1 protein-coding gene is annotated in these 588 nt (G+C 47.8%); it reads left to right on the top strand.

Annotated features, from left to right (window positions below):
* Window positions 1-38: 38 nt before the first annotated feature.
* The coding region (locus tag ACO0LF_RS31435; protein ID WP_423021330.1) for a diguanylate cyclase domain-containing protein at window positions 39-588 on the top strand (550 nt) is incomplete at its 3' end.

Genomic DNA, 588 nt, shown 5'->3' with positions numbered 1-588 from the left:
AGGATGAATATGAATTATCGGAGTTGAGTCCATTGCATATGGCGTGGGCCAGACGTCGTCTCACTCGTTCTGGTTCTGGCCTGGCAGTGACGATACAGGATATTAGCGAGAGAAAAGAAGCTGAAAAGGAACTCCAGCGCCTGGCGACGAAAGACATGTTGACCGGTTTGTATAACAGGCATTGGCTAATGGAGTATTTGCCAAAAGCGATACAGAGGGCAAAAACGACCAAACAAATGTTGGCATTGCTATTTGTTGATCTGGATGGTTTTAAAAACGTGAATGATTCCCAAGGCCATATTGCTGGCGACCAGTTACTGAAATCAGTTGCATCCAGATTGTTATCTGTATTGCGGCCATCTGACAATGTTGTGCGCTTAGGTGGAGACGAGTTCCTGGTTGTACTGGAGCCGGTAGAAAGGGAGAGTCAGCCAACTCGTGTCGCGGAGCGTATCGGCGATGCCTTCCAGCAGCCTTTCTGGTGGGAGGGGCAAAAACATCAGATTGGTGCGTCAATCGGTATCAGTCTCTACCCGCTCGATGGTGACACCACTGAAATTCTATTAAAAAATGCCGATATTGCCATGT

Origin of the sequence: Undibacterium sp. Di27W (genome assembly GCF_049340345.1) — a bacterium.
GTDB lineage: Bacteria > Pseudomonadota > Gammaproteobacteria > Burkholderiales > Burkholderiaceae_D > Undibacterium.
This window is presented reverse-complemented; position numbering and strand designations above follow the sequence as displayed.